The following is a 21,469-nucleotide window of genomic DNA, read 5'->3' as shown; positions in this document are numbered from 1 at the left end:
CCGGTATGTGGATCATTGCAGGATTGGTGCTGGGGGCGCTGGCCGGCCTCGACAGCGGGCTGGAAGAGTTGATCGGCGGGGCGGTGATCGGTGCCATTGTGGGCGCGGTGATCCAGTTCTTTACCCGTAAGCCCAAGGCCGACGCCGCCGCGCTGGCGCAGCTCGAAGCGCGGGTCGCGCTGCTGGAGCAGACCGTGGCGCAATTGCGCGCGGGTGGCGCCGAGCGGGTACCAAAGGAGGCGCCTGTGACGCCACGCGTGCCGGTGGCCGATGAGACCGCGCCGTCCTTGCCCGTGTTCGAGGCCGAGGTGCCGCCGCCCGCCGCACCGATTCCCCAAGCCGAACCCGTCCGCCGTCGCGGTGCCGACATCCTCGCCGCCCGTCGTGGTGAGCCGGCACCCGCATCCCGCGCCCCGGTCGAGCGCAGCCCCGGCACGCTCGACCAGCTCTACGACACCGCCCGCGCCTGGCTGCTGGGTGGCAACACCGTGGTGCGCGTCGGCCTGCTGGTGCTGTTCTTCGGCCTCGCCTTTCTGGCGCGCTATGCCGTCGAGAACAGCCTGCTGCCGGTCGAGTTCCGCCTCGCCGGCATCGCCTTCGGCGGCATCGCGCTGCTGGTGGTCGGCTGGCGGCTGCGCAAGCAGCGCAGCGGCTACGCGCTGAGTCTGCAAGGTGGCGGGGTGGGCGTGCTCTACCTCACCATTTTTGCCGCCATGCGCATGTACCAGATGATTCCGCCCACGCTGGGCTTCGCGCTCCTGCTCGCGGTGGTGGTCTTCGCCGCTGCGCTGGCGGTGTGGCAAAACGCCCAGGCGCTGGCGGTGATCGGCATCGCTGGCGGCTTCATGGCGCCCATCATCGCCTCGACCGGGCAGGGCAGCCATGTGATGCTCTTCGGTTACTACCTGCTGCTCAACGCCGGTCTGCTGGCCATGGCCTGGAAGAAAGCCTGGCGGGTGCTCAACCTCGTCGGTTTCGTGTTCACCTTCTCCATCGCGCTGGCCTGGGGCGCCAAGGATTACAACCCGGCGCTGTTCGCCAGCACCGAGCCCTTCCTCGTCGCCTTTGTGCTGATGTACGTTGCCGCCGCCGTGCTCTACGCCTGGCGCAGCGCGCCCTCGCTCAAGGATTATGTCGACGGCACCCTGGTGTTCGGTACGCCGGTGGTCGGTTTCGGCCTGCAGGCCGCGCTGGTGCAGGACATGCCCTATGGCCTGGCCTGGAGCGCGCTGGCCCTCGGCGGCTTCTATGTGGTGCTGGCGCGCTGGCTGCATGGGCGGGCGCGACCGAGTCTGCGCTTGTTGGTTGAGTCCTTCCTCGCGCTGGGCGTCGCCTTTCTTACGCTGACCATTCCGTTGGCCGTCGATGGCCAATGGACGGCCGCTGCCTGGGCCATGGAAGGCGCGGCCTTGTTGTGGGTGGGCACGCGCCAGTCGCGCAAGCTGGCGATGGCCTCGGGTCTGGTGTTGCAACTGGCGGCGGGCGCCTTCTTTGTGGCCGATGGCGGGCTCGAAGCCTACGGGCGCGTCTGGCCGCTGTTCAATAGCCAGTGCTTTGGCGCCGCGCTGATCGCGCTGGCCGGTTTCTTCAGCAGTCGCTTTGCTGACACCGCGCGTGATCACTGGCCGCGTTTGCTGTCGGTTGCCGCCCCGGCGCTGCTGGTGTGGGCCACGCTGTGGTGGCTGGCCGGTGGCCTGACCGAGCTGGACGCCTGGTTCACCAACCGACAGCTCCCCGCTGCCGCCCTGCTCTTCTTCGCCGCCAGTGGCGCGCTGGCCAGCCTGGCCGCAGGGCGCTTCAACTGGCCGGCGCTGCACGGGCCGGCCTTGCTGGCGCTGCCGGGTATGGCCCTGTCCCTGTTGCTGACCTTGCTGCATGCGAGCACCCACCCGCTGGCCGACTGGGGCCTGCTCGCGTGGCCGCTGGCCGTGGCCTCGGCGCTGTTCGCGCTGCGTCGCGCCGAAGGCACGCCGGTGGTCGCCAAGTGGCTGCGCCATGGCCACACCGCCGGGCTGTGGCTGGCGAGCATTGCGCTGGTCTGGGCGGCGGGCGAGATGGTTGACACCGCCGTGGCCGGCGACAGCTGGGCGCATGCCGCGGTGCTTGCGGTGATCGCGCTGGTGATGATTGGCATGCAGCGTCTGGCACTGCGCTGCATCTGGCCGGCGGGGCCGTGGCGGCAGGCCTACCTCGGGCTGGGCAACGCCGGTCTGGCGGTCGCCGGCCTCGGCTGGGCGCTGCTGGTGAGCGTGGCCGGTGGGGGCGATGTCACGCCCTTGCCCTATCTGCCGCTGCTCAACCCGCTCGATCTGGCCATGGGCTTGATGTTGCTGGTGGTGTTCCGCTGGTGGCAGGTTCAGCCCGACGGCGTGCCGGTGCTGGGCGGCATGCTGCCCAAGGTGCTGGCAGCGGTGGGTTTCGTGCTGGCCAATGGTGCCTTGCTGCGCGCGGTGCATCACTTGGCCGGCGTGCCGTGGAGCGAGGCGGCACTGTTTGAAAGCGACACCGTGCAGGCCAGCGTGTCGCTGTTCTGGGGCTTGCTCGGTCTGGCGCTGACCTTTGTCGCCAGCCGGGGTCAGCGGCGCACGCTGTGGATGTTGGGCGCCGTATTGCTCGGCGTGGTTGTCGCAAAACTGTTTTTGGTGGATATGGCCAGCACCGGCACGGTGGCACGCATCGTGTCTTTCCTTGGTGCCGGGGTGGTCTTGCTGGTGGTTGGCTACTTCTCGCCGCTGCCACCGGCCAGGGAGCAAAACGCATGAAAACCTTGCCGTGGTTATTGATGGCGATGGCGCCGCTGGCGCTGGCTGCACCGGGGGTGAAGGACTTCGATGTGCGTCTGTCCATCGAGGCGCCGGCCGAGGCCAGCTTGCTGCGACTGAACCTGCCGGCCGATGTCTATCGCGCCGTGCGCCATGCCGACCTGCGCGATGTTCGCATCTTCAATGCGACGGGCGAGGCGGTGCCGATGGCGCGCCTGCCACGCCCGACCGAGACGCAGGCGCTACGCGTCGAGCGGCCGCTGGTGGCCTTGCCGGCGCGCTCGGCACCCGTGCGCGATGGCGTAACGGTGCATGCCAGCGGCGCGACCAGCGTGCGTGTCGAGGTTGACCGCACGGCGCCCGCGGCGGTGAGTGCACTGCCGGGCTATTTGCTGGAGGTGAAGGACTTCGACGCCGCCGTCGACGAACTCGTCCTGATCTGGCCCGAAGCCACCCCGTTCGAAGCGGCGGTGAGCGTGCAGGCATCGGACGACTTGCAGCAGTGGCGCACGGTGGCGCATCGCCGCGCACTGCTGTCGCTGGGCGAGGGCGAGGCGCGCATCGTTCAGGACCGCATTGCCCTGCCGGCGGTGCGCTCGCGCTACCTGCGCGTGGATTGGGTCGGCACGCCGCCGCCGGTCACGCTTCAGCGCGCGGCGCTGGTGAGCAGTGGGCGCGCGGTGTCGGTGGCGCGTGAGTGGGTCGAGCTGAGCGGTCAGGAGGACGCCAGAACCATCGACTTTTCATCGCCGGGCCTGTTCCCGGTCGACGCGCTGCGCTTGGTGCCGGTGAGCGATTCCGATGTGATCTCGGCGCGCGTGGCCTCGCGCGCGGCGGTCAGCGGCCGCTGGCAGTGGCGGGCGCGGACGGTGGGCTACCGCGTGCAGCAGGCCGGCGGGCTGGATGAGGGTGAGGCGACGATGATCGCGCTTACCCGCGATCCGCTGTGGCGGGTGACGCTGGATGCCGACGCAACCGAGGTGCCGCGTCTGGCGCTGGGCTGGACGCCCGAGTCGGTGGCTTTTGTGGCGCGCGGCGCCGGGCCTTACACCTTGGCCGTGGGTCATGCGTCGGTGCCCTCGGTGTGGCAGGCGCCGGGTCAGGTGGTGCCGGGTTTCGGCACCGATCGGGCGGCAGCTTTGGCGTCAGCCCGGGTGCGGGCGGGGGCGGCCCCTGTGGCCGCCGCGCCGCGCGAACCGGCGCCCTGGCAGGCCGGCAGTCACTGGTGGTTGTGGGGCGCGCTGTTGCTTGGCGTGGGCGTGCTTGGCGCGATGGCGCGCGGGCTCTGGCGTGAGATGGGCACGGCGAAAGATACCCCGGCGAAGTGAGCTCGCTCGGGCGCGCCCGTCAGGACAAAGCGCCAGCCTGACCGCAGGAACTGTGCCTTGCTGGCCGGACCTTGGGCGCGCAGGATAACGGTTTTCATGACGAAAGCCTGAGTTAAAGATGCCGGATATCACGCCCCCCAGCCCCGTCGATGACGCCGCATTGCACCCCGACACGCAGATGATCAGCCATGGCCACGACCCGTTTCTGGCGCAGGGCGCGGTCAAGATGCCGGTCTATCACAGCTCGACCTTCGCCTTTCGCAACGCCGAGGAGGGCGAGGCCTTCTTCGACGTGGCGGCGGGGCGCGCGCCCGCGCCGGCTGGCGCCAGCGGGCTGGTCTACGCCCGCTTCAATCATCCCAACCTGCAACTGGTCGAGGCACGCCTGGCGCTGCTCGACGGCGCCGAGGCCGCGCTGGTCACCGCCAGCGGCATGGCGGCGATCAGCACCGCGCTGTTCGCCAGCCTGCGTCCCGGCGAGCAGATCGTGCACAGCAGCCCGCTGTATGGCGGCACCGAGACGCTGATCCGTCAGGTGATGGCCGACTGGGGCGTGGGCGCGACGGCCTTCGACGACGGCTTGTCGGCCGAGGCCATGCGGGCGGCGCTGGAGACGGCGGCGGCGCGCGGGCGGGTTGGCGTGTTCTATCTCGAGACGCCGTCCAACCCGGTCAATTCGCTGGTGGATTTCGCCGCGGTCGACACGGCCTTGTCGGGCTTCGCGGCGCAGCATGGCTACCGGCCGCTGTCGATGTGCGACAACACCCTGCTCGGGCCGCTGTTTCAGCAGCCGCTGCAGCACGGCATCGATTTGGTGATCTATTCGCTGACCAAATACGTGGGCGGCCACAGCGATCTGATCGCGGGTGCCGTCAGTGGCAGCCAGACGCACATTCAGCGCCTGCGCAAGTGGCGCTCGACCACCGGCTGCATGCTCGATCCGCAGTCGTCGTGGTTGCTGGCGCGTTCGATGGAGACCCTCGGTCTGCGCATGCGTCGCGCCGCGGCCAGCGCCAGCGCAGTGGCCGAGTGGCTGGCGACACAGTCGCCGTATCCGGTGACCGTGCTGCATCCGGCGCACCTGCACGATGCGCGCTATCGGGCGGCCTTCGCCCGGCAATGCCAGGGGGCGGGTTCAACCTTTTCGGTGGTGCTCGACGGCGGGCGGGCGGCGGCCTTCCGCTTCATCAATGCGCTCAGGCTGTTCCGTCTGGCGGTGAGCCTGGGCGGCAGCGAATCGCTGGTGTGCCATCCGGCCTCGACCACCCACTCCGGCGTGCCGGCCGAGCTGCGCGAGCGCGCCGGGGTGACGGAGGGGCTGGTGCGCCTGTCGATCGGGCTGGAGCATGAAGACGATCTGATTGCCGATCTGGCGCAGGCACTCACTGCCGCGCGGGAGGCGGTGGCGTCGGGGTCGTGAGGCGATAGGCCAGGCCGCCAACCCACTCGTGGGTGGCAAACCAGCCGGCGTAGGCGCTGCGCGCGTTGGGGATGAAGTCGCTCCATTCGATCTCGGGGTCGGGGTTGGAGAGCCAGGCGGTCGGCGCTGGCGTGACGCGCAGGCCGGTGGCTTCGAACGCGGCTTTGGCGCGCGGCATGTGGGCCGCGTGGGTGACCAGCGCGATGTGTTCGATGCCCTCGGCGCCGAGCAGGCGCGCGCTCAGATTGGCGTTGTCGCGGGTGTCGAGCGAGGCGGACTCCGCCCAGCGCACGACAATGCCGTACTCCTCTTCGATGACCTCGCGCATCATCAGCGCTTCGGGTGTGCGGCGTTCGGGTGCGCCGCCGGCAACCAGCAAGGGCCGGCCTGAATCCCTCGCCAGCTTGGCGCCGTAGCGCAGGCGTTCGAGCGCCAGCCCGTTGACAGTCGTGTCGCCGTATTCCGGCGCGTAGCTGCGCGTGCCAGCACCGAGAATGACGATGGCCTGGGTCTGCTGCAAAGCCTCAAGCGAGATCGATGGCGCGGTCTCCAGCGGCGCGGCCAGCCAGTCAACCGTGATCGGCATGCTCACCACCAGCGCATACACCCAGCCCAGCCAGGCCAGCTTGCGCAGCCGTGCCACCATCAGGCCAAGGCCGATCAGCAGCAGCGGGCCGGCCGGGGGAAGGATCAGCACGGCAGCGATTTTTTTCGCCCAGAAGGCGATCAGAGCGGGTTCCATGGGCGGGTGCGTTGTGGTTGGTGGATGCCGCCAGTATTATCCTCGACTAAGTCCACCGCTGCCGGTTTTCCCCGGCCGACACCATGCCCGATCACCGCTACGGGTTCGAAACCCTTTGTCTGCATGCCGGCCAGCCGCCCGACGCCACCACCGGCGCGCGGGCCATGCCGATCTACCAGACCACCTCCTTCGTCTTCGATTCGCCCGAGCACGCCGCCGCGCTGTTCAATCTGCAGACCTTCGGCAATGTGTATTCGCGCATCTCGAATCCCACCGTTGCCGCGTTTGAAGAGCGCATGGCCGCGCTCGAAGGCGGGCGGGCCGCGCTGGCCACGGCCTCAGGCCTGTCGGCGCAGATGGTCGCCTTACTCACCTTGTGCGAGGCGGGCGACGAGATTGTTGCCGCGCGCACGCTGTATGGCGGGAGCTATTCGCAGCTCGATGTGAGCCTGCGCAAGCTGGGCATCAACACGCATTTCGTCGACCCGGCCGATCCGGAAGCCTTCCGCGCCGCGATCAACGACAAGACCCGCGTGGTGTACGGCGAAGTCATCGGCAACCCCGGCCTTAATGTGCTCGACATCACCGCCATCGCCGAGGTCGCGCATGCGTCGGGCGTGCCGCTGGTCATCGACAGCACGCTGGCCTCGCCCTATCTGTGCCGGCCCATCGAGCACGGCGCCGACATCGTCATCCACTCGGCCACAAAATACATTGGCGGCCATGGCACGACCATGGGCGGGGTGATCATCGAGTCCGGTAAGTTTCCCTGGGACAATGGCCGCTTTCCGGCGCTGGTCGAACCCTCGCGGGGCTATCACGGCGTCAACTTCTACGAAACCTTCGGCGACTTCGGCTTCACCATGAAGGCGCGCATGGAAACCCTGCGCACCTTCGGCCCGGCGCTGTCGCCCTTCAGTGCCTTCATGCTGCTGCAAGGGCTCGAAACCCTGCCGGTGCGCATGGATCGCCATGTGGCCAATGCCATGGCGGTGGCGAAGTTTCTCGCGGCGCATCCGATGGTGGCCTGGGTGAACTACCCCGGCCTCGACACCAGCCCCGATCATTCGCTGGCGCAGCGCTACTTCCCCAAGGGCGCAGGCGGTATCCTCAGCTTTGGCATCGCCGGCGGGCAGGCCGCGGGCGAGCGCTTCATCAACGCGGTGCAGATGATCAGCCACCTGGCCAATGTGGGTGACGCCAAGACCCTGGTCATCCACCCAGCCTCGACCACGCACCGGCAGTTGTCTGAAGCCGAACAGCGCGCCGCCGGTGTGCCGCCCGACATGGTCCGCCTGTCGGTGGGTATTGAAACCGAGGCCGACATCCTGTGGGATCTCGACCAGGCACTGGCGCAAGCCGGCAAGGAGGCGTGAGCATGGGCGCGCGGGAAGTTTTATGGATTGTGGTCGCCGTGCTGGCGGTGTATCTGGTGTTTCAGTTGATTCGTGCCATGGGCGTGAAGGACGCCGACACCTCCGCTGACGCAGGCGCCGATGTCGAGGCCAAGGCCGAGGCGCTCGAAGACCTCGCTGCGACGCGCGCTGACATCGCGGCCGATACCGCTGAGGATGAGGTCGCCGATGATGCCGTGGTCGCGCTGTCGCGTGCTGCGCCCGACAACGCGGCGGCCGACAGCTTCAGCCTGGCACTGGAAGTGCGCCAGTTGCGCCGCGACGCGGCCCAGTTGCGTGGCGAGATCGACCAGTTGCGCGCCGAGCAGCTGGTTTTCAGGCAGAGCATCAACGAGCAGGCGGCGCAGCTCGACGCCGCCCGCGCCGCACAGCGCGTCTCGCCCCTGTATGGTGAGGCGCTGGCACTGGTACGGCGTGGCATGACAGCCGAGGACATTGCCGAGCGCTGCAGTATTTCCGTGGCGGAAGCCGAGTTGGTCAAATCATTGGGTCAGGATCCCGCCGAAGGGTCAGAGGACGCACGATGAGTGAAGCAAAACGTGACACGACACCGTCGGCGCTGCGCAGCCAGATGCTCCGTCGCGCCGGCATTGCGGGCGGCCTGATCGTGGTACTGCTGGCTGCGCTGGCCTGGTTCGAAAACACCCAGCGCGCCGACGATGCCGCCGCCCGCCCGGCCGTGGTGATGGCGCCCCCGCCGCCGGTGCCCGCCGTAGGCGCGCCACCCATGCCGAGCGCAGCCGAGGTCGAGGCGAGCGTGGCCGCGCAAGACGGCGTGCCCGCGTCGGACGGCGTGTCTCCGGTTGCGGCCGAGATGAGCACGCTGCCGCAACCGGTGGCGGCCGCCGAGCGCACCGACGAAACCCCGCCCGCCGTGGTGGGCAAGCCGCGTCTGGTGCTCAAGAGCAGCGATGCGCCCGCCCGCGCCGCGGTCGCCGACCCCGAAACCCCGGCGCCTGCGCCGGCGGCTACGCCGACATCGCCGAGCCCGGTCAAAGCGGCCGTCGCGGCCTCAAAGCCGGTGCCGCGATCCGGCTACCTGGTCCAGCTCGGGGTGTTCAGCACGTCCGAGAACGCCCAGGCGCTCTACGAAAAAGTCGCCAAAATGGGCATCGAATCGCATATTGAAAGCCGCGTGGTGGTCGGTCCGTTCAAAGACCGCGCCGCGGCCGATGCTGCACGCGAAAAACTGCGTCAATCCGGCCTGGGCAAAGGGCTGGTGGTGCGCAACCCCTGATGTGACGAGGCGCCGTCGCTGAGCGCACGGCAAGCCACCGAGATTGACGACAACACAAGGAGACACCCATGCATATTGAAAGCGCCGCCTTCGGATCGATCGACGTCGAAGCCGATCAGATCATCGAATTCCCCGCCGGCCTGCCGGGTTTTGAAGCCTGTAAGCGCTTCACCTTCATCCAGACCGGCGAGCGAGGCTCGGTGCTGCAGATGCAGGGCGTGGATGACCCCGCCATTGTGTTTTCGGTGACCGATCCGGCCGCGCTGGGCGTCAACTACGAACTCACCTTGTCCGACGCCGATGTCGCCTCACTGGGCTTGACGCAACCCGAAGACGCCACCGTGGCGGTCATTGTGCGACAGGCCGCCGTCGATGTCGGTTCGCCAGCCGATGCAGGGCTCAAGGCCAACTTCATGGCGCCGCTGGTGGTCAATACCGCCACCCGGCGCGGCATCCAGAAAGTGCTGGAGCAGGTCGGCTGCGAGATCACGCTGCGCGGTCAGTAAGCGGCCGAGTCACTCGGGGGCGGCGTTGGCCTCACCGGCTTTTTCCAGCCGGCGGATGAACACCGCCATTTCGCGCGCGGCCTGGATGTCGCCCTTGTCGGTGGCCACCTGGTGCCCCTGGCGATAGGCGCCAAGGGCTTCTTCCGGGCGGCCGTCGGCCAGCAAGGCCTTGCCCAGTTGCTTCCATGCGGCAGAGAACAGGCTGTCGCGCTGCAGGCAGTCGCGGTAGTGCTTGACGGCCTCGGCGGGCTGGCCCGCCTGCAAATAGGCGTTGGCCAGGCCAAACCGCAGCAGGGGGCCGTCATGCGGCCCGTCCAGCATGGCGCTGAGGCGAGTGATGTGTGCTGTGCTGTCCATGTCAGCATGGACTGTTTCTGGCGACGAAGGTTCGTCGGAAACGCGCGTTTTATCGGGCGGTTACAATGCCGTTCAGGCACCGGTGGGTCATGCGCTTGCCGGTCATCGACAGACCCAGGAGAACCAATTCATGAGCAAACAGATCATTGCCACCGACAAGGCCCCAGCCGCCATCGGCACCTATTCGCAGGCCGTGCGTGCCGGCAACACCGTGTACATCTCTGGTCAGATCGGGCTCGACCCGGCCACCATGACCATGGTCGAGGGGTTCGAGGCCCAGACCCAGCGAGTTTTTGAAAACCTCAAGGCGGTCGCCGAAGCCGCTGGCGGCTCCTTGGGTGATGCGGTCAAGCTCACCATCTACCTCACCGACCTGGCCAACTTTGCCAAGGTCAATGAAGTCATGGCGCGCTATTTTGAACAGCCGTACCCGGCGCGCGCCGCGGTTGGTATCAAAGAGCTGCCCAAGGGCGGCGTGGTCGAGGCCGACGCCATTCTCGTGATCGACTGATTTCGCGGCACCCCTGACCCGCGCATGCCAGCCTCCAAGGCGGTCGCGTCTACAGCCAACCGCGCCGGCTGGCCCGGCGTGGGCCCGCAGCTGGCGGGCCGGTTGGCCAAGCTCGACATTCACGGCCCGCAGGACCTGCTGCTGCACTTGCCGCTGCGCTATGAAGACGAAACCCACTGCGCTGACATTGCCGCGCTGAACCCCGGTGTGCCGCAGCAGATCGAAGGCGTGGTCACCGATTGCGAGATCCGCATCCGCGGCCGCCGCCAGCTGGTGGCCCAGGTGCAGGACGCCACAGGCAGCCTCACCGTCCGCCTGTTGCACTTCTATCCTCAGCAGCAAAAACAGCTCGCGGTCGGCCAGCGCGTGCGTCTGTTCGGCGAGGCGCGTGGCGGTATGTTCGGCTTCGAAATGATCCACCCGCGCATCCGCACGGTGGGCGAGGGCGAGGCGCTGCCCACCGCGCTCACGCCGGTCTACCCCACCACCGCCGGGCTGGCTCAGAGCGCGCTGCGCAAGCTGATCGCGCGGGCGCTGGATACACACCGGCTGGACGAATTGCTGCCCGATGCCCTGCGTCGGCCATTGCGCTTGATGCCTTTCGGCGAGGCGGTGCGCTTGCTCCACCAGCCGCCCACCGACATCAACGCCGACGCGCTGGTGGCGCATGCGCACCCGGCCTGGCGGCGGATCAAGTTTGAAGAGTTGCTGGTGCAGCAGTTGTCGCTGCGCAAGGCCCACGCGCAACGGCGTGCCCGCACCGCGCCGCCGCTGCGCGGCACCGGCCAGCTCACCGAGGCTTTACTCGCGGCCTTGCCCTTTGCGCTCACTGGCGCACAGCAGCGCACCGAGGCCGAGATTGCCGCCGATCTGGCGCAGCCCTATCCGATGCAGCGCCTGCTGCAAGGCGATGTCGGCAGCGGTAAGACCATCGTCGCCGCGCTGGCCATGTTGCGGGCCGTCGAGGCCGGCTGGCAGGCGGCCCTGATGGCGCCGACTGAGATCCTCGCCGAGCAGCACTATCTCAAGCTCTCCGCCTGGCTGGAACCGATGGGGCTGGCGGTGGAATGGATCTCCGGAAGCCAGACCAAGAAAGTGCGTGCCGCCGCCATCGAGCGTCTCGCCAGTGCCCAGAGCATGCTCGCGGTCGGCACCCACGCGCTGATCGAAGACCCGGTGGCCTTGCCACGCCTCGGGCTCGCCGTGGTCGACGAGCAGCACCGCTTCGGCGTGCGCCAGCGGCTGGCCTTGCGTGAGAAAGGCAGCGCCGGCAGCCCGCACATGCTGATGATGTCGGCCACCCCGATCCCGCGCACGCTGGCCATGAGTTACTACGCCGATCTCGACGTGTCGGTGCTCGACGAGTTGCCACCGGGGCGCACCCCGATTCTCACCAAGCTGGTGTCCGACGCGCGCCGCGAGGCGGTGCTCGGCCGGGTGCGCGATGCCTGTGCCGAGGGGCGTCAGGCCTACTGGGTGTGTCCGCTGGTCGAGGAGTCCGAAACGCTGGACTTGCAAACTGCCATCGATACTCACGCCTCGCTCAGCGAACAGCTGCCCGAGCTCAAGGTGGGCCTGGTGCATGGCCGACTCAAGGCCGACGAGAAGCGCGCCACCATGGCCGCCTTTGCCGCCGGTGAACTGCACTTGCTGGTGGCCACGACGGTGATCGAAGTCGGTGTGGACGTGCCGAACGCCAGCCTGATGATCATCGAACACGCCGAACGCTTCGGTCTGGCGCAGCTGCATCAGCTGCGCGGCCGGGTGGGGCGGGGCACCGCTGAATCGGTGTGTATTTTGTTGTTCGGCAATGCCTTGTCGGAGACGGCGCGGGCGCGGCTGAAGGTGATCTTCGAGCACACCGACGGTTTCATGATCGCCCGCGAAGACCTGCGCATCCGCGGCCCCGGCGAGTTTGTCGGTGCGAAGCAAAGCGGTGTGCCGCTGCTGCGCTATGCCGATCTCGAAAACGATGGCGATCTGGTCGAACAGGCCCGCGATCTGGCCGAAGCCCTGCTGCGCGAACAGCCGGCGCTGGCCGAGGCGATCATGCAGCGCTGGGTCGCCGGCCGCGAAAGCCTGCTCCGTGCGTAATGCGTGTAGGGCGGATAAGCCGAAGGCGCATCCGCCATCGGCGCCCCGTCGGGGCGTTGTTCGGCGGAAGACGCTTCGCTTTTCCGCCCTACACCGTCTTGGGATGCTTGATGCATGGCATGCCGCCGAGACGCATCTGCCATCGCTGGCCCCATCAATGCCCGACCCCCGCGAACGCGGTAAGATGCGCGCCGCACACCCATGACCCAGATTCTCCGAACCCGCCCGACCCGTGACGACTGGCTCGCGCATCCGCCGCGGGCCACCGTGCGTCCGCAGCTGCGCCCCTGGCTGCTCGATCCGCAGTCGCTGACCGCCCGTATCCGTGCACGCTGCGCGAATTTTGAAGTGCAGGTGATCCGGCAGGCACCGATGCGCCCCCATCCGGATGAAGCCGAGGTGCTGGGTTTGCGCGCCACCGATCGCGCCTGGCTGCGCGAGGTGCTGTTGCTGGCCGATGGCGTGCCGGTGGTGTATGCCCGCTCGGTGTTGCCGCGACACAATCTGCGCGGCGCGTGGCGACTCTTCCATGGCATTGGCAGCCGGCCATTGGGCGCCGCGCTGTTCTCCGACCCGCGCATCGTCCGCCAGCCGCTGCGCTGCACCCGGCTCGACACCCGGGATGCGCGTTATCATCGGGCCATGCATTTGATGAGCGGCCAGCTTCGCCTGCCGGCCAGCCTGTGGGCGCGCCGCTCCCTGTTCCGTCTGCGCGGGCGCGCCTTGCTGGTCAGCGAGGTGTTCCTGCCAACCATATTGAATCTCGCCCCATGAGGCTTTCCGAACGTCTGCGTATCTACGAGCGGCTGATGCGGCTCGACAAGCCGATTGGCATCCTGCTGCTGATGTGGCCAACGCTGTGGGGCGTGTGGTTTGCCGGCATGGGCCATCCATCGGCCTTCATCGTGTGGATTTTTGTGCTTGGCACAGTGCTCATGCGCTCGGCCGGTTGCGTCATCAACGACTACGCCGATCGCAATTTCGACGGCCATGTCGAGCGCACCCGACACCGCCCGCTGCCAACCGGCGAGGTGAAGCCTGCCGAGGCATTGGCCCTGGCCGTGGTGCTGGCGGTGCTGGCGTTCTTGCTGATCCTGCCCTTGCATCCGTTGGTGCGCTGGCTGTCGATTCCGGCGGTGTTTCTCGCCGGCAGCTACCCCTTCACCAAGCGCTTTCTGTCGATTCCGCAGGCCTATCTCGGCGTGGCCTTCGGCTTCGGCATCCCGATGGCCTTCGCCGCCATCCAGTTTGCGGTGCCTGTTGAAGCCTGGGTGCTGCTGATTGCCAACGTGTTCTGGGCGATCGCCTACGACACCGAATACGCCATGGTCGACCGGCCCGATGATCTTAAAATCGGCATCAAGACCTCGGCCATTACCTTCGGGCGTTTCGATGTGGCGGCGGTGATGGTGTGCTATGCGCTGTTCCTGGCCTTGATGGCCTGGGTCGGCATGGAACTGGGGCGCGGGGTGTTCTACATGCTCGGCTTGCTGGTGGCGGCGGCGATCATGGTTTATCACTTCATGCTGATTCGTGGCCGTGAACGGGACCGCTGCTTCCGCGCCTTTTTGCACAACAACTGGGTGGGGCTGGCGGTGTTTGTCGGGCTGGTGCTCGACTACTGGATCAAGCCGATGGGCTGAGCATCGCTGGTGGGCAGCGGAGCTGACCACCCTACGCAGGCCACCCGTGCGGCACCATGATTGTCGTAGGGTGGGCGGCTCGCCGCCCACCACCGGCCGAGGCCTGGGGCACAAAGTCCCGCAACTGCGTATTACTCAATCCACCACCGATTGGTGGGCAGCGGAGCTGACCACCTTGGGCCAGATTCGCGCGGCGCAGCCGCCAGCCGAGCAGGCCGAGGCCGGCCAGCATCATGGCCCAGGTTTCGGGCTCCGGCACGGCGGCCACTTGCCAGCCAATATCGGAGAGCAGCGCCCAGTCGAGTTCGGTGAAGTACTTGCGCTGCCCGGCGGTAATCGACGGGGTCAGCGCCGGTTCCTGCAAGCTGCCCATGAAGGTCGAGTCGATGGATTTGAGCACATGGCCGCTATTGGCGAGCGGCACGGGGCCGCCGTAGCTGGCCACGGCCGCCGCGCCGGTGAATGTCAGCCCGGAGGTTTGATTGGTCCAGGCGGCCGAGGTGCCGACGCCGAGCACATGGCCCAGCTCGTGGATGGCGACCGAGTAAAAGTCAAAGCCGCCGAAGGACTCGACAGTGGCAAGGTTGTCGTCCAGATACCAGCTGGTGCCGGTGTCGAAAACCATGGCGCCGCCGAAGGGGCCGAAGTCGACGCCTTGTGGCAGGGCCTGGCTGCGGTTGTTCACGTTGGCCATGAAGCTCGGCGCACCGCCCGCCGAGAAACCGTTGCCGCCCTCTGCCAGGGTGCTGCCAGTGAGCGCACGCGCACCGACAAAAACGCGCAGCGTGTCTTGTGGAATCGACTGACTCGGGGCGAATGTCGGGGAGCCATCGGTAATCAAATCGACTCGAGGTTGGAAAACGTTGTTGCTGCTGACCGTGATCGCCGCCAGCGAGTCCGTCAGTCGTGTGCCGAACTCACCCGCGATGGTGTTCATCACCGACTTGTGCTGATCGGTAAAGAAGCCGCTGGTGTCATAGCTGTAGTCGAACTCGATGGTGATGGCTTGGGCTGAGAATGCAGTCAGCGCGAGCGCGGCGGTGGCCAAGGCGTTTTTAAACATAGGATTCCGAATGGCGACGATGCAGATGGTGTATGACGAACGGAGTGAGAATGTCAGAAAAGTGATGATCGGAAAAGCCCATATCCGATCGGCGGTTGTGGGCGGCGCCAATGTGTCGGGCTACGGCGTCGCCTAGTTCTTTGGTGGCATGGCGCGGGGTTTTTCTGTGGACCCGCAAAGCGGTGCCTCGGGCGCGCGCCTATAATCCGCCTCAGCATCCAAGGAAAACTCACCTATGCAATACAAGGATCTGCGCGACTTTATCGACCAACTCGAAGCGCGCGGCGAACTCAAGCGAATCTCCGTGCCGGTCGATACGCATCTTGAAATGACCGAAATCGCCGACCGCGTGCTGCGTGCTGGCGGCCCGGCCTTGTTGTTCGAAAAGCCGACGACGCGCGGTGTGCCGCAGGCCATGCCAGTGCTGGCCAATCTGTTCGGCACGCCCGAGCGGGTGGCGCTGGGCATGGGCGTGGAGGGCGACTGGAAGCTGCAGTTGCGCGAGGTCGGCCGCTTGCTGGCCTTCCTGAAAGAGCCCGAGCCGCCCAAGGGCCTGCGCGACGCCTGGGAGAAGCTGCCGATGTTTCGCCAGGTGCTCAATATGGCGCCGAAAGAAGTGCGCTCGGCGCCGTGCCAGGAAGTGGTGTGGGAGGGCGACGCGGTCGATCTGGCCCGCCTGCCGATCCAGCACTGCTGGCCGGGCGACGCCGCGCCGCTGATTACCTGGGGCTTGGTGGTGACGCGCGGGCCGAATCAGAAACGGCAGAACCTCGGCATCTATCGTCAGCAGGTGATCGGGCCGAACAAGGTGATCATGCGCTGGCTGGCGCATCGCGGCGGCGCGCTGGATTTTCGCGACCATCAAAAGGCTAATCCGGGCCAGCCCTTCCCGGTGGCGGTGGTGCTCGGCTGCGACCCGGCGACCATCCTCGGCGCGGTCACGCCGGTGCCCGATTCGCTGTCCGAATACCAGTTTGCCGGCCTGCTGCGTGGCGCCAAGACCGAGCTGGTCAAGTGCAAGGGCAGCGACCTGCAAGTGCCGGCTTCGGCCGAGATCGTGCTCGAAGGCGTGATCCACCCCGGCGAGACCGCCATGGAAGGCCCGTATGGCGACCACACCGGCTACTACAACGAGCAGGCGCCGTTTCCGGTATTCACCATCGAGCGCATCACCATGCGCAAGAACCCGATCTATCACAGCACCTACACCGGCAAGCCGCCCGACGAGCCCGCCATGCTCGGCGTGGCGCTCAATGAAGTCTTTGTGCCGCTGCTGCAGAAGCAGTATCCCGAGATTGTCGATTTCTACCTGCCGCCCGAAGGCTGCTCCTATCGGCTGGCGGTGGTCAGTATCAAGAAGGCCTACCCCGGTCACGCCAAGCGGGTGATGTTCGGCATCTGGAGTTTTTTGCGTCAGTTCATGTACACCAAGTTCATCATCGTGGTGGATGACGACGTGGACACCCGCGACTGGAAAGAAGTGATCTGGGCCATGACTACCCGCATCGACGCCACGCGTGACACGGTGCTGGTCGACAACACCCCCATCGACTACCTCGACTTCGCCAGCCCCGAGTCCGGGCTGGGTTCCAAGATGGGGCTGGATGCGACCAACAAATGGCCGGGCGAGACGCATCGCGAATGGGGCCGGCCCATCGTCATGGACGAGGCGGTCAAGAGGCGTATCGACGGCTTGTGGGATCAGCTCGGGTTTTGATCCGGCGCGCGCATCGGCAGGCCTCACCTGTGGGCGCCAGAAGCGTCGAGACGTCACCTGACGTCTTGTGATTCCAGCCCCGGCGCCAGCCTCCGGGCTGGCGTTTTTCATGGCAAAGCGTGTCGGCGGCTTGATATCGGGCCATAAACCCCGAACTATGCAGGTGTTGTTGCCTCAAACAGACGACTCAACCGCCACAGGAGCATCCATGGCCCAGACCGACACCCCGTCGCCCTCCGTGATCGAAGTGCCCCGCGAAGGGCTCATCAACCTCGCGCACCTCATCTACGGCCTGCATGCCATCGCGCTGTTCTCCGGCATCGCCACCTCGGCCACCATCATCGGCAGCTTCGTCTCCGGCCTGCCGTCGATCATTGCGGTGATCCTCAACTACGTCAAACGCGACGCCGTGCGCGGCACCTGGCTCGACAGCCACTACCGCTGGCAGATCCGCACCTTCTGGTTCGCGCTGTTGTGGTTCAGCATCGCCTGGCTGATGGCCGTCACCATCATCGGCCTCCCCATCTTCTTCGGCATCATCGCCATCGCCGGCCTGTGGGTGCTCTACCGCGTCGTGCGCGGCTGGATCAACCTCTCCAACCGGGTGCCGATGCCGGTGGATTGAGCGCGGTGCGGCGGATGCGCCTTCGGCTTATCCGCCCTACATCCCGTCCCGTAGGGCGGATAAGCGAAGCGCATCCGCCATGGGTGCTGGATCACCCTGAAATGCCTATGGCATTGTTTGCACATGCCAAACTACCGCCGCCACCACGCTCCCGGCGGCACCTATTTCTTTACCGTCACCCTCGCTGACCGCCGCAGCCGCGCGCTGATCAAACACGTCGAGGCCTTGCGCGAAGCGGTACGTCGCGTACAACAACCCCGCCCGTTCCACATCGACGCCTGGGTCGTCCTGCCCGACCACCTGCACGCTGTCTGGACCTTGCCCGAAGGCGATGCCGATTACTCCTCACGCTGGCGTGAGATCAAAAAGGCCTTTACCCGGACGGTAGGCGGCAGCGTGTGGCAACGTGGATTTTGGGAGCACACCCTCCGAGACGAGCGCGACTGCGCAGCGCATATTGATTACGTGCATATCAATCCGTTGAAACACGGGTTGGTCGCGCGCGTTGCTGACTGGCCATACTCCTCATTTCATCGTGCGGTTGCACAGGGTCTCTATCCGGTCGATTGGACCGGGGACGGCGCCGCCGATATCGACGTCGGCGACCCGTAGGGCGGATAAGCGCAGCGCATCCGCCGAACAGCGCCCCGGCCCGGCACCGATGGCGGATGCGCCTTCGGCTTATCCGCCCTACGAGGGCACGCGTGCCGCGGCACTTGCCATGTCCCGCCCCCCGACGCATCCTTGACGCCTGAACCCCGCATTCGACGGGGACCATCGGAGGAGACAACTCATGGCGTGCTGTCACTACTACGGTCACACGGCGGGGGGCGACACGGCCTTTGCCGTCGATATGTCGGCGATCACCTATGGTGCGGGCTGTCTGGCGGAGGCGGGCGATCATGCGCGTAGCCTGGGCATGCACCGGGTCGCGCTGTTCACCGATGCGAGTCTGGCCGCGCTGGAGCCGGTGGCTGTGGTCAAGCAGTCGCTGCTGGCGGCGGGGCTGGATGTGGTGGTGTATGACCGGGTCAAGGTCGAGCCCACCGACGGCAGCTTTCTCTCCGCCGCGCGCTTTGCCAGCGAGGGCAAGTTCGACGGTTTCGTGTCGGTCGGCGGCGGCTCGGTGATCGACACCTGCAAGGCGGCCAATCTGTACAGCACCTATCCGGCCGAACTCATCGACTATGTGAACGCGCCCATCGGCAACGCCAGGGCCGTGCCCGGCCCACTCAAGCCGCACATCGCCTGCCCGACCACCAGCGGCACCGGCTCCGAGTGCACCGGCATCGCGATCTTCGATTTCGTCGAGCGACGGGTCAAAACCGGCATCGTCTCCAAACGTTTGCGCCCCAGTCTGGCGCTGATCGACCCGACCACCACCTACTCGCTGCCTGCCAATGTGGTGGCCGCGTCAGGCTTTGATGTGCTCTCGCACGCGCTCGAATCCTTTACCGCCTTGCCCTACACCCGCCGCGCGCCGGCCGAGCGCCCCTCACTGCGGCCGATGAGCCAGGGCGCCAATCCGTGGAGCGACCTCGGCTGCGAGAAAGCCCTGCAGATGACCGGCCTGTACCTGGAGCGCGCGGTGCGCGATGCCAGCGACCATGAAGCCCGCGACGGCATGATGTTCGCCGCCACCTTGGCCGGCATCGCCTTTGGCAACGCGGGTGTGCATCTGCCGCACGGCATGTCCTACGCGGTGGCGGGGCAGGTCAAGAGTTTCTGCCCGCACGGTTATCCGCAGGACGAGCCGATGGTGCCGCATGGCATGTCGGTCATCGTCAATGCGCCGGCGGTGTTCCGCTTTACCGCCGATGCCTGCCCGGAGCGCCATCTCGACGCCGCGCGCTGGCTGGGCGCCGATGTGGCCGGCGCGACCAATGCCGATGCCGGCGAGATTGTCGCGCAGCGCCTGATCGCTTTGATGCAATCGACCGGTATTCCGAATGGTGTGGGCGGCGTGGGTTATGTGCCCGACGATGTCGAATCGCTCGCCGCCGGCGCCTGGGCGCAGCAGCGCTTGATCAAGAATGCGCCCAAGGCGGTCACCGAAAACGACCTCGCGGGTTTGTTTCATGGCGCGATGACGTATTGGTGAGGCGGGTGTCGTACCTGACGTAGGGTGGTCAGCTCCGCTGCCCACCAAGCGACGATGGGTCAGGCAATACGCGGTTGCGGGGCGTTGTGCCCCGGGCCTCGGCCGATGGTGGGCGGCGAGCCGCCCACCCTACGTCAATCGCGGTGCCGCACGGGGGCTTCCGTAGGGTGGTCAGCTCCGCTGCCCACCAAGCATCGGTCGTTCGAGGCATCGCGGGTGGGCAGGCAAGCTGCCCACCCTACAAGACCTCTCGCCGGCTGGCCTCAATGCCCTTCCCACACCCATTCAAGCAACACGTCCTGCGCGGCATGGCTGGCTCCCGCGTTGGGGTGGTTCACCATCATCACCACCGCATGGCGTCGGCCGTTCTGGTCGACCACGTAGCCGGCCATGGCGCGCACCTCATTGAGCGTGCCGGTCTTGATATGTGCCGTGCCGCGCGCGCCGCTGTTGCGCAGGCGTTTGCGGGCCGTGCCGTCGATGCCGGCGACGGCCATCGAGCTCATGAACTCCGGCATGAACGGCCGCTCCCAGGCTTGTTGCAGCATCTGGCCCAGGCCCTTGGATGTGATTCGCGCGGTACGCGATAGCCCCGAGCCGTTCTCGATCTCGAAGCCGGTCAGGTCCACCCCGGCGGCGGCCAATTGCATTCGCGCCAGGCGCGCTCCGCCTTGCACCATGTCCGGTGCATCTCGGTCGCTGGCGCCCAGCGTGGCCAGCAGTTGTCGGGCGATCACGTTGTTTGACCACTTGTTCATGTCGCGCACCACATCGGCCAAGGGGCGCGAGGTGTGCACAAACAAGGTATTGGCCTCGCGCGTCACGCGGCCGTGCAGCACCCGGCCGCTCAGCCGGCCGCCCATTTCGTGCCACAAGCCACTCACCACCGCCTCGGCAAAGCGCTCGGGGGACATCGGCGACACGAACCAGTCTTTCACGCCGCAGTCATCCCGCCATTCGCCGCTGAGCTTGAGTCGGTCGCCCTTGCGGGTTTGCTCCGGCAGCGCGTCGAGTGCCTTGTACCAGCGCGCCGCGCAACGGCCCGGCGTGGCGGTCAGTTCGGTGTCGAGTTCGAATCCGGTCACTGGTGGGTCGAGCAACACACGTGGCGGGCGCGGCCCGGTGGGCGCCAGGGCGGTGGTCGGCGGGGTGCTGACCAGCGAGGCCACCTGCGGCGCCGCGGCCGGCAACTCGGGTTCAGGTTCCGGCACAAAAGTGAGGCGCAAGGCGTTGAAGCTGATCATCAACCCGTTGGGGCCCGCGTTGTAGGGGCGCAGTGCCTGCCCGTCGAAGCGGTCGGGGTCGTGCGGCGGCAGGCGCAGCGCGGTATCGTCGAGCACGATGTCGCCCTTGACCCGCTCAATGCCCAGCGTGCGCAACTGCCGAAACAGCTTCCACAGATCGGCGTGAGTGAACACCGGATCGCCCCCGCCCACCAGATACACATTGCCCTCAAGCGTGTTGCCGCGCATCGTGCCATCGGTCGCCAGGCGGGTGGTCCAGAAGTAGGCCGCGCCAAGCCGGTCAAGCGTGGCGAAGGTGGTCACCAGCTTCATCACCGAGGCCGGGTTCATGGGGGCGTCGGGGTTGTGGCTAAGGCTGGGCTTGCCGGTATCCACCGGCGCTACCCAGATGCCGACCGCGTCGAGCGGTACATCGATGGCCTTCAGTGCAACGCGGAGTTCTTTCGGGAAGCCGGCGGCATGTGCGCCGACCGAGGACAGCAACATCAGCGCGGCCGCAACCGCGATCCGGCGGATCAGCGGGCGGTGGGCGCAAAAAACATCAGACATGAAAATCCGTTTCTCCGTGGCAGGGGGTGCGCCGCTGGCCTCGGCCGGGAGACTGCCGGAGACCGGCCCGCCAACCCGCCCATACGCTGCGGCGTCTGTGTGCTGTCGTCATTATCCCGGTTTGAGCGCAAGTTGCCATGGGGGACCGGTGGGCG

Annotated in this window: 20 protein-coding genes; 16 read left to right on the top strand and 4 right to left on the bottom strand. The window is 67.0% G+C overall.

Translation table 11 applies throughout. The features are described from left to right. Nucleotides 1-5 precede the first annotated feature (5 nt). From FHP89_RS05920 to FHP89_RS05910, 3 genes are all read left to right on the top strand, one after another. Nucleotides 6-2,762: a DUF2339 domain-containing protein gene (locus FHP89_RS05920; RefSeq protein ID WP_144175361.1), complete on the top strand. Its 2,757-nt coding sequence runs from the start codon at nt 6-8 to the stop codon at nt 2,760-2,762. Continuing rightward, the gene (locus FHP89_RS05915; protein WP_144175363.1) at nt 2,759-4,090 is read left to right on the top strand and encodes a DUF3999 family protein; all 1,332 of its coding nucleotides are present in this window, start codon (nt 2,759-2,761) and stop codon (nt 4,088-4,090) included. The genes FHP89_RS05920 and FHP89_RS05915 overlap by 4 nt, the downstream gene beginning before the upstream one ends. 118 nt (nt 4,091-4,208) lie before the next feature. Continuing rightward, nucleotides 4,209-5,510: a cystathionine gamma-synthase family protein gene (locus FHP89_RS05910; protein WP_144175365.1), complete on the top strand. Its 1,302-nt coding sequence runs from the start codon at nt 4,209-4,211 to the stop codon at nt 5,508-5,510. On the opposite strand, the gene FHP89_RS05905 is transcribed toward FHP89_RS05910, so the two are convergent. After that, nucleotides 5,473-6,252, bottom strand: coding sequence for a YdcF family protein (locus FHP89_RS05905; RefSeq protein WP_144175367.1), 780 nt, complete (start codon nt 6,250-6,252; stop codon nt 5,473-5,475). The two genes, FHP89_RS05910 and FHP89_RS05905, sit on opposite strands and share 38 nt — an antisense overlap. A gap of 83 nt (nt 6,253-6,335) precedes the next feature. Here FHP89_RS05905 and FHP89_RS05900 point away from each other — a divergent pair, with 83 nt between their 5' ends. From FHP89_RS05900 to fliW, 4 genes are all read left to right on the top strand, one after another. After that, nucleotides 6,336-7,628 (top strand): O-acetylhomoserine aminocarboxypropyltransferase/cysteine synthase family protein, encoded by a 1,293-nt coding sequence (locus tag FHP89_RS05900; protein ID WP_144175369.1) that lies wholly within the window; start codon nt 6,336-6,338, stop codon nt 7,626-7,628. A 2-nt stretch (nt 7,629-7,630) separates the two neighbouring features. Further along, nucleotides 7,631-8,194, top strand: a complete 564-nt coding sequence (locus tag FHP89_RS05895; RefSeq protein ID WP_222105146.1) for a DUF2802 domain-containing protein — start codon at nt 7,631-7,633, stop codon at nt 8,192-8,194. Further along, the gene (locus FHP89_RS05890) at nt 8,191-8,904 is read left to right on the top strand and encodes an SPOR domain-containing protein (RefSeq protein ID WP_144175371.1); all 714 of its coding nucleotides are present in this window, start codon (nt 8,191-8,193) and stop codon (nt 8,902-8,904) included. Before FHP89_RS05895 ends, FHP89_RS05890 begins: the two co-directional genes overlap by 4 nt. 68 nt (nt 8,905-8,972) lie before the next feature. Further along, a complete protein-coding gene (gene fliW, locus FHP89_RS05885; protein ID WP_144175373.1) occupies nt 8,973-9,410 on the top strand; it encodes a flagellar assembly protein FliW in 438 nt (145 codons plus the stop codon). Between the two features lie 9 nt (nt 9,411-9,419). Here the strand turns inward: fliW and FHP89_RS05880 are convergent, their stop codons facing one another. Beyond that, nucleotides 9,420-9,767: a tetratricopeptide repeat protein gene (locus FHP89_RS05880; RefSeq protein WP_222105323.1), complete on the bottom strand. Its 348-nt coding sequence runs from the start codon at nt 9,765-9,767 to the stop codon at nt 9,420-9,422. 130 nt (nt 9,768-9,897) lie between these two features. Here FHP89_RS05880 and FHP89_RS05875 point away from each other — a divergent pair, with 130 nt between their 5' ends. From FHP89_RS05875 to ubiA, 4 genes are all read left to right on the top strand, one after another. Beyond that, nucleotides 9,898-10,278 (top strand): RidA family protein, encoded by a 381-nt coding sequence (locus tag FHP89_RS05875; RefSeq protein ID WP_144175375.1) that lies wholly within the window; start codon nt 9,898-9,900, stop codon nt 10,276-10,278. 24 nt (nt 10,279-10,302) lie between these two features. Continuing rightward, nucleotides 10,303-12,372, top strand: coding sequence for an ATP-dependent DNA helicase RecG (gene recG, locus FHP89_RS05870; protein WP_144175377.1), 2,070 nt, complete (start codon nt 10,303-10,305; stop codon nt 12,370-12,372). 201 nt (nt 12,373-12,573) lie between these two features. Next, a complete protein-coding gene (locus tag FHP89_RS05865) occupies nt 12,574-13,146 on the top strand; it encodes a chorismate--pyruvate lyase family protein (RefSeq protein WP_144175379.1) in 573 nt (190 codons plus the stop codon). Continuing rightward, nucleotides 13,143-14,015, top strand: coding sequence for a 4-hydroxybenzoate octaprenyltransferase (gene ubiA, locus FHP89_RS05860; protein ID WP_144175381.1), 873 nt, complete (start codon nt 13,143-13,145; stop codon nt 14,013-14,015). Before FHP89_RS05865 ends, ubiA begins: the two co-directional genes overlap by 4 nt. A gap of 31 nt (nt 14,016-14,046) precedes the next feature. On the opposite strand, the gene FHP89_RS05855 is transcribed toward ubiA, so the two are convergent. Then, on the bottom strand, nt 14,047-15,078 hold the full coding sequence (locus FHP89_RS05855; RefSeq protein WP_144175383.1) for a PEP-CTERM sorting domain-containing protein: 1,032 nt from the start codon (nt 15,076-15,078) through the stop codon (nt 14,047-14,049). A 10-nt stretch (nt 15,079-15,088) separates the two neighbouring features. On the opposite strand from FHP89_RS05855, the gene FHP89_RS21155 reads away from it, so the two are divergent. From FHP89_RS21155 to FHP89_RS05835, 5 genes are all read left to right on the top strand, one after another. Further along, the gene (locus tag FHP89_RS21155; RefSeq protein ID WP_260851497.1) at nt 15,089-15,214 is read left to right on the top strand and encodes a hypothetical protein; all 126 of its coding nucleotides are present in this window, start codon (nt 15,089-15,091) and stop codon (nt 15,212-15,214) included. 99 nt (nt 15,215-15,313) lie between these two features. Further along, a complete protein-coding gene (ubiD, locus tag FHP89_RS05850) occupies nt 15,314-16,795 on the top strand; it encodes a 4-hydroxy-3-polyprenylbenzoate decarboxylase (protein WP_144175385.1) in 1,482 nt (493 codons plus the stop codon). Nucleotides 16,796-17,003: 208 nt separating this feature from the next. After that, complete coding sequence (locus FHP89_RS05845) at nt 17,004-17,420, top strand: DUF4870 family protein (protein WP_144175387.1); 417 nt, start codon at nt 17,004-17,006, stop codon at nt 17,418-17,420. 123 nt (nt 17,421-17,543) lie between these two features. Next, on the top strand, nt 17,544-18,032 hold the full coding sequence (locus tag FHP89_RS05840; protein ID WP_144175389.1) for an REP-associated tyrosine transposase: 489 nt from the start codon (nt 17,544-17,546) through the stop codon (nt 18,030-18,032). 181 nt (nt 18,033-18,213) lie between these two features. Next, the gene (locus FHP89_RS05835) at nt 18,214-19,521 is read left to right on the top strand and encodes a hydroxyacid-oxoacid transhydrogenase (protein WP_144175391.1); all 1,308 of its coding nucleotides are present in this window, start codon (nt 18,214-18,216) and stop codon (nt 19,519-19,521) included. A 263-nt stretch (nt 19,522-19,784) separates the two neighbouring features. On the opposite strand, the gene dacB is transcribed toward FHP89_RS05835, so the two are convergent. Further along, on the bottom strand, nt 19,785-21,314 hold the full coding sequence (gene dacB, locus FHP89_RS05830; RefSeq protein WP_260851496.1) for a D-alanyl-D-alanine carboxypeptidase/D-alanyl-D-alanine endopeptidase: 1,530 nt from the start codon (nt 21,312-21,314) through the stop codon (nt 19,785-19,787). Nucleotides 21,315-21,469: the final 155 nt, after the last annotated feature.

The organism is Denitromonas ohlonensis (genome assembly GCF_007625205.1).
Lineage (GTDB): Bacteria > Pseudomonadota > Gammaproteobacteria > Burkholderiales > Rhodocyclaceae > Nitrogeniibacter > Nitrogeniibacter ohlonensis.
This window is presented reverse-complemented; position numbering and strand designations above follow the sequence as displayed.